Here is a 7,480-nt window from a genome sequence, read left to right as displayed (position 1 = left end):
TTCTCAACTTCTCAACTTAAAAGCTGCTCAACGAGTTGTTCGTTACTCAAAGAACAACTCGCCTATCCCCTAGAACGGCGGCAAGTAGAACGATATCGAAAGAAATTAGAACTAAATCGAAGACAGACAGGGCTAAACCGAAGGCAAATAGAAACTTTGTTGAAATGAGTTTTCTGCTTTTGTTGTTTCTAAAACACTATGATGCAACATCAGTATCGACTGAGCGATTTTGGTGCCAATACCTAACGAACCATTAGGGGCCTCTCGTTCAACTTCATTATGGATAATGACCTTCACCCGTTTTGAATCCGATTCTAAACCTACATCTAACGACACCATTGTTCCACTCGGGCTATGCCTCAACGCATTATCTAGCAGATTCAAGATCAGCCTCTCAAGTAAATCACTGTCACCCACAGCCTTGATTCCAATAGGTATATTGACGTTCAACTCAACATTCTTGTGGCGATACTGGCTTTGTATCGTTTCTAAGCATTCGTTCATCAGCACATTAAAATCGATTGAAGCGTATTGATACGTAGGCACAGGATTATCATTCTTGGCGCTATCGAGTAATGAATGGAGCTGTTCAGACAACTTGTTGCCATTGCGGTAAGCGACGTCAATCAACGGGTCTGACTTCGGATTTTGAATCTTCCACGTTTCTAGGTAGCCAAGAACACTCGATAATGGCGTTTTCAAATCATGACTGAGCTGTAATAAGCTTTGTCTTCGGTGTGATGACTGATACTCAAGCTGCAAAAACTGTTGTTGGATGTGTTTCGCCATCAATTGATAAGAACGTGCAATGGGCACCAATTCTGGCACTTGATGGACAAAGTTAGGTTCCAATCTAAAATCTTGCTCAGCTTGTTGCTGCAATTTATTGGTTACCGCCTCTATTGGGTTCAACAGACTGCGTTTCACTAGCAGATAGGCCCCAACCGCAAAGCCAAAAATAGAAACCAGCACAAGCCCTGCAAGTGCGATGTATGGTGTATCAACCTGAGAGTTGGTGATCACAGTATGGCGATTACTTCCTATCACCACATACAAATAACCCACCGTCGACCCTAGCTCTTCAATCGCCGCCACAGAAAATACTTTAGGAGAGCCTGGGTTGATCGGGTCTTCGCCCAAAATAGGATAAGGCTCGTCATTTAAGAACTGTTGAATGGGCGCTAGATCTATCTGATTGGCTAACACAGTACCTTCCGGCGCCGCATTGGTGGTGATATTGCCCTGACTATCGAGAAAATAGATATCGAAATCAGGCCCTATCAACATCAAGGTATGGAATATAGATTTGAGTGCTTTGGGGTTGTAGTCGGTACCAATCATGAGAGGATTATCATCGCGCATATGAACCGCGAGCTCTTTATGTAAGCTCTGCTTCGTTCTTTGTTCTATGGTCTCTTTTTGCCAATGATAAGTGTAAGCAATCACCACACTTACCACCAAAAACCACAAACTTGTGAACAGCACTAAACGCGATTTGAAACTCATGTTCTCTCCTCGATGGCTCGTAGGTCTTACTGGCTTTTTAGTAAACTTAGGGCGCGACACATAGACCTAAGCTTTTGACTCAAACTTATAGCCAACCCCCCAAACGGTTTTAATGAAATCATCATCACTATTCGGCATCGCAAGCTTGGTTCTTAGACGGTTGACCGTGCTGCACACAGTATGGTGGTAGCCAGAGTGATGAGTATTCCAAACGTGATCGAGCAGCTCGTCTTTGCTATACACACGCCCCGGGCGGGTTGCTAAGAAGTGAAGTAAGGTAAACTCGGTAGCAGTCAGCGGTACGTCTTGATTATTGAGTGACACCTGATGGCGTTCAGGTTGAATAATGAGCCCGCCAAAATTCATAATTGATTCTGTTGTCATAGCCTCTTGAGTGACTGATTCAACATGGCTTAAACGGCGTAGTACGTTCCTCACTCTTGCTTGAAATTCAAGAACACTGAAGGGTTTCGTTATGTAGTCATCAACACCGGCTTCTAAACCTGACACCTTATCTAGCTCAGCATCCCTTGCTGTTAGCATGAGTACCGGTGTCCAATCTTCTTTCTGACGGATCATCCGACAAAAATCGAGTCCATCACCATCAGGTAAACCTCGATCGAGCACGACTAGATCAAACTGACCATCCAGGTATAGATCCTGTGCTTTTTCAATCGTATTGGCTCTTTCGACATTATGGCCTTGGAACTTAAGATGCATCTGCACCAGTTCAGCTAGGTCATCATCGTCTTCAACCAACAACATGTTTGCCATCAAATTTACCGCAGCACTATTCATGATCCCTGCTCTATTCGGAGTCTGCCTACCTTTCAATTGACCGGAACAGAGCAGGAATTCTTTCATCGTGCTTTCAACCCTATTATTCAGTTCGAGTAATGGTGATTCTTGCTCCTGGGTTGAGGAAACGATGGTTAGCACTTAAAGCAGACGTCGTAAGGCCGTCATCTTGGCTGATTACGCCAGAGTGGAAACTCACTACATCGGTGTCGTCTCGTGTGGTATTAAAACCCTCACCACCGCCTGCAGGCCCTGGAATGGTTGCAGCAAGCTCGTCGTTCAATTCCGTTCCTGAGTCCCACACATTCATGTTCATCACAAAGGTATCACCCACGGCTAATGACTTAAGCGACAAACCGGATTCACCAACAAACGCATCATTGGTGTTCACCAACATGGAAGCAACTGAGATATACCCTTCTTGATTTGGGTCAACACGAATAGACACCGTGTCTTGCTCACCTGAAAGAATCAGCCCATTGCCTGAGATGCCTTGATAAACATTGGCGTCACTGTCACTGAGCGCAAGCAATTGTGCATTACTGCCTCCTTCCGCTAAGTATTCCAGATCGACAGAGGCACTTTGCCCAACTTCAAACAGGTCAAAATTCGTATTGTGAGTCAATACCGCGAGGGGCGACATAGGTTGATTGGGGGTGAGGTTAGTCACACTCACATCATAGCGATAGTAATCGTCGTCATCGTCCGGACAACCTGCTAACACAGCTACTGATGCAGCGATAAATAGAATTCTAGCTTTCATACATCCCCCTTACTTCACAACAATGGTGATAGTAGCAACAGGGTTTAACCAACGATGACTGCTACTATCGAGGTCGCTGATTCCGCCAGCCGCGTCACTATCACCAATGTTGCCCGGATGAATATGAACCTTAGCGTTTGAGACTGCAGTTTCAACTCCAGTACCACCAGCACCAAAGGTAATAAATGGCGGGGTTGGCATGCTGCCCGCTAGCTCATCATTGGCTTCTGTGCCTGCGTCATAGCCATTGAGGGTCGCTTTATAGGTGCCCGCTTGAGTTGGGATTTTCCAACTGTCTAAGCCAACAAAGCCGTCGTTGGTTGGCAGCAGCATGGCACCCAATGACAAGTAAGCTAAATCACCGGTGTCGATATCAAACGTAGTTGCGACGCCCGGATTAAGAATACCGGTGGCTGGGTTTTCAACCACCACACCACCCGCGTTTGCAATCAAACTCGATAGACCTGAAATATCGCCACCTTCGGCCATCGATTCCAATTCCGCAGAAGCACTCTCACCCGTTCTAAACATGAACAAGCTGGAGTCATGAGCGGCTGCCAAGATAGGCGTAAAGTAGATCCCTTTCGTTGCGTTGGTAACGGTCACCTCAAGCTCTGCAGCCTGAACCTGAGCCGCTCCGAAGGCCAACATAGCCGAGCTAATCACTAAGCTGATTTGAGTACGTTTGTTCATTTTGATTCCATCCTTTATCGAGTCCTATCGTTGCCAACAAAACGAATAACAGCGATATACCGTTACCTTTGCCAGAACGAACTGTGGTGTTGTTGACTCTAAGAATGGCGATCAAATCTATCAGCAACTTCATTGAATTCTCATAAAACTCTCACAAGTTTATTCAAACTTATTACTATCCAGAAATATAGTTCTAAGAGACTGATATATAGTTAGAAACTCTCGTTCTAGAAATGAGAGTTAGACAAGGAATCATGGTTCAAGAATAGTGCAGACCAAACGCAAAAGGCCCAATCGACATACCGACTGGGCCTTTTATCTGATGTGTCAAAGTTCTCTCACGAAAGCTCAATCGATTTCAGCTGAGCGAACCATACACCACCAAATTAGAATGCGTAGTTTGCGTCAACAAGTTCGCTTACTTCAACTTTGCTTACTTCTGCGCGAGCTTCAAGCCACTGCGCTACTTGCAGTTGCTCTGCTTCTGTCACTGAACGGTAGCGCTCAATAGAACATAAGAAACCTTCGAACAGCTCTAAACCACCGCCACCAAAGCACAGGCCGATGCTGTCGATAAAATCGATAAATTCATCGATGAACACATCGTATTGGTCAAAATCAGCAATCGAAGTCGTGCAGCTTACTTCAAAACCTAGAATAGCGAATTCACCTAGGTATAACTTCTTGCGTAGGCGGCGATTTTTGTTTTCGATTTTATCTAATTTCATAACTGTCTCTCTTTTCGTTTGATAAAGCATTTATACACAGTTCTTCGTTAATTCCCAAGAGTTTTGTATTGCACGAGAGGCTTAACGGGAAAAATCGTGCTGCAGAAACAAAACCTTAATCAAAACTATAAAAATCTGTCACTTAACTGCTTCACGATTGGTCACACATTGAACCAGCTATTAACTCATTAGAAATAGCTTGGTTACACGTGAATAACAAATAATAAAGTCAGCCAACAGGAAGCAGTCCCGATGAGCAAGGAAACATTTGATAGCACTCGTTTTAACAAGAGTAACAACAAGCCCTTCGAAGAAGTTCTAGATGCGAACCTTTCAAGAAGAAACGTTCTGAAAGGCGGTCTTGGCATCAGTGCAATGACCGCCTTTGGCGCATTTGGTTTAGCGGGTCACAGCACGGCTAACGCTACGACAATGCAAGCAACGGGCGCGCACAAAAGCACCGCAACACTTGCCTTCGAATCGGTTAAAGGCTCTTTAACAGACAGTGTCGTTGTACCAAAAGGCTATACAGCACAAGTATTGGTTCCTTGGGGTACCCCACTGAACAAGCAAGGCAAGGCTTGGTTAAAAGATGGAACCAACAACGCACAAGATCAAGCGAACTCACTGGGCATGCACCACGACGGCATGCACTTCTTCCCGCTTGATGGCAACAGTAACGACGGCTTGTTGGTGATCAACCACGAATACATCGACCAAAAAGCACTGCACACTAATGGCCCAACATACAACGAAGGCGCTCGCCCTAGCCTTGATGAAGTACGCAAAGAGATCAACGCGCACGGCGTGAGTGTGGTTCGTGTAAAACTGGATGGCAACCAGTGGGTGATGGTGGATAACGATCCACTTAACCGCCGCTACACGGGCGCGACCGTAATGGATCTATCTGGTCCTGTTGCTCATAGTGAATTTACCAAAACCAAATTCTCACAAGACGGCAGCCAAGCTCGTGGCACGTTGAACAACTGTGGTAATGGCTACACGCCATGGGGCACTTACCTAACGTGTGAAGAAAACTGGCCGGGTTATTTTGTTAACAAAGGCGAGACAACGCCAGCACAAGAACGTATTGGTATCGCAACCGACAAAACACGTTACGGTTGGGACACGCTTTCAGGCAATAAACAACAACGCTTAGACGAGTTTGCACGCTTTGACGTAACACCAAGCGCTGATTCGCCGATTGATGACTACCGTAACGAAGCACATGGTCACGGCTACATTGTCGAAATCGACCCATATACAGCGAACTCTCGCGCTAAGAAACGTTCAGCATTGGGTTGTTTCCGTCATGAAGGTTGTACGTTTGGCAAACTTACTGAAGGTGAGCCTATCGTGTTCTATTCTGGCCACGACTCTCGTTTTGAATACCTGTACAAATTCGTTTCTGAAGCGAAATGGGACCCACGTGATGCAGAGCCGAGCAATCGCCTAAGTGCGGGTGACAAGTATATGGACAAAGGCACACTGTATGTGGCTAAGTTCAATGATGATGGTTCAGGTACTTGGCTACCACTGACTCTGAGCAGCAAGACTAAAAACGGCGGTAAGCTAGGTGATTCATTTGACTCTCAAGCAGCGCTTATCATCAATACAGCAGGCGCTGCCGACCTTGTTGGTGCAACGCCAATGGATCGCCCTGAATGGTGCTCTGTTGACCCAATGACAGGTACCGTTTACCTAACGCTAACAAATAACAACAAGCGCAAAGAAGCGAACTCAGCGAACCCTCGCGTAAACAACAAGTTTGGCCATGTTATCCGCTGGGATGAAGGCAAAACTGCGAGCGAATTCGATTGGGATATCTTTGTATTCGGTTCTCCAGCAGTGGAAGACAAGTCTATTAACCGCTCAGGTCTAACAGACATGAACCAGTTCGCCAGCCCTGACGGCTTAGCGTTCGATGCTCGTGGCATCTTGTGGATTCAGACAGATAACGGCGCAGACGAAGTCACTGGCTACACCAATGACCAAATGCTGGCAGTTGTTCCATCTCAGCTAACGGGTGACAACGGCAACAGCGCGGTAATTGATGCAAACAACCAAGCACAACTTAAACGCTTCTTTGTTGGTCCAAACGGTTGTGAAGTAACAGGCTTTACCATCAGCCCTGATTTCAAATCGCTATTTGTAAACATTCAACACCCTGCAAACTGGCCATCGTCAGAAGATGCGACCGCACAGACTCAAGGCAATGTTCGCCCAAGAGCATCTACCGTTGTGATTCGTCGTGAAGACGGCGGTGAAATCGCGGTTTAATAAGCAAATCTAGCTAAGATCAGCAACCTTACTGTTATCTAGTTTCTGTTCGCTAGCTAGTTAAATCAAAAAAGAGCGATAAGGCCAAATGCCCTATCGCTCTTTTTTAAATTCTATAAGCTCTTTGATTCAACTAATGATCTGCGACTTTGCAAACTGCTCTTCACCCCAAACCAAATCACGCACCGTCATCCTCGAGAAGGAGGAACGACTGAGTCGGGGATCTCTAATCGTTATCGTTGATCGCAATACCGTTAATCACAATTAACTCACGAACAACCACACGCCAACGCCCATCATCAACGTACCTGCAATACGGTTCATTAACTTAACGTTATCGGCTTTGCCCAGCATATGCTTTAAGCTCTTTCCGCCTGTCGCGTATAAGGTCATGCAAACAAACTCAGAAACCAGAATAATCGACACCAAAATCAACAACTGCGGCGCTAAGTCTTTATTGCTGTTAATAAAGGGAGGCAGCAGAGAAATCATAAACGCCCAGCCTTTTGGGTTCGCAATTGCAGTGACAAAACCTTGAACCACCAAGTCCCAATCATTGCTGACTTTTGTTGTTTGGTTGTCAGTGCTGATCGCCAGTTTGCCTCTCGAACGCCACATCTGAACGCCTAAATAGAACAAGTAAGCTGCACCAACAAATTTAAAGCCTGTAAAAAGCCACGGGTAGTTCAACATAATAGATGCAATACCCAAT

The 7,480-nt window shown here is 45.6% G+C and carries 8 protein-coding genes; 1 reads left to right on the top strand and 7 read right to left on the bottom strand.

The window, feature by feature from the left end; genetic code table 11:
* Positions 1 to 132 precede the first annotated feature (132 nt).
* The 6 genes from AB4496_RS10265 to AB4496_RS10240 form a co-directional block, all read right to left on the bottom strand.
* The gene (locus AB4496_RS10265; protein WP_102258329.1) at positions 133 to 1,506 is read right to left on the bottom strand and encodes a HAMP domain-containing sensor histidine kinase; all 1,374 of its coding nucleotides are present in this window, start codon (positions 1,504 to 1,506) and stop codon (positions 133 to 135) included.
* A 66-nt stretch (positions 1,507 to 1,572) separates the two neighbouring features.
* Positions 1,573 to 2,304: a response regulator transcription factor gene (locus AB4496_RS10260; protein ID WP_012600504.1), complete on the bottom strand. Its 732-nt coding sequence runs from the start codon at positions 2,302 to 2,304 to the stop codon at positions 1,573 to 1,575.
* A gap of 82 nt (positions 2,305 to 2,386) precedes the next feature.
* A complete protein-coding gene (locus AB4496_RS10255) occupies positions 2,387 to 3,067 on the bottom strand; it encodes a spondin domain-containing protein (protein ID WP_012600503.1) in 681 nt (226 codons plus the stop codon).
* A 9-nt stretch (positions 3,068 to 3,076) separates the two neighbouring features.
* Entirely contained in the window at positions 3,077 to 3,760 is a 684-nt protein-coding gene (locus tag AB4496_RS10250) for a spondin domain-containing protein (protein ID WP_102258328.1), read from the bottom strand.
* Positions 3,726 to 3,893 carry a hypothetical protein gene (locus AB4496_RS10245; RefSeq protein WP_012600501.1) on the bottom strand — a complete coding sequence of 56 codons (168 nt, stop codon included), beginning with the start codon at positions 3,891 to 3,893 and terminating at the stop codon, positions 3,726 to 3,728. The genes AB4496_RS10250 and AB4496_RS10245 overlap by 35 nt, the downstream gene beginning before the upstream one ends.
* 253 nt (positions 3,894 to 4,146) lie before the next feature.
* Positions 4,147 to 4,488 (bottom strand): YggL family protein, encoded by a 342-nt coding sequence (locus tag AB4496_RS10240; RefSeq protein ID WP_004731398.1) that lies wholly within the window; start codon positions 4,486 to 4,488, stop codon positions 4,147 to 4,149.
* Positions 4,489 to 4,740: 252 nt separating this feature from the next.
* On the opposite strand from AB4496_RS10240, the gene AB4496_RS10235 reads away from it, so the two are divergent.
* Positions 4,741 to 6,768 (top strand): PhoX family phosphatase, encoded by a 2,028-nt coding sequence (locus tag AB4496_RS10235; protein WP_102258327.1) that lies wholly within the window; start codon positions 4,741 to 4,743, stop codon positions 6,766 to 6,768.
* Between the two features lie 264 nt (positions 6,769 to 7,032).
* On the opposite strand, the gene AB4496_RS10230 is transcribed toward AB4496_RS10235, so the two are convergent.
* Positions 7,033 to 7,480: LysE family translocator (locus tag AB4496_RS10230; RefSeq protein WP_372130913.1), on the bottom strand; the 448-nt coding region annotated here is incomplete at its 5' end.

The organism is Vibrio sp. 10N.222.46.A1 (genome assembly GCF_041473595.1).
Taxonomy (GTDB): Bacteria; Pseudomonadota; Gammaproteobacteria; order Enterobacterales; family Vibrionaceae; genus Vibrio; species Vibrio tasmaniensis_A.
This window is presented reverse-complemented; position numbering and strand designations above follow the sequence as displayed.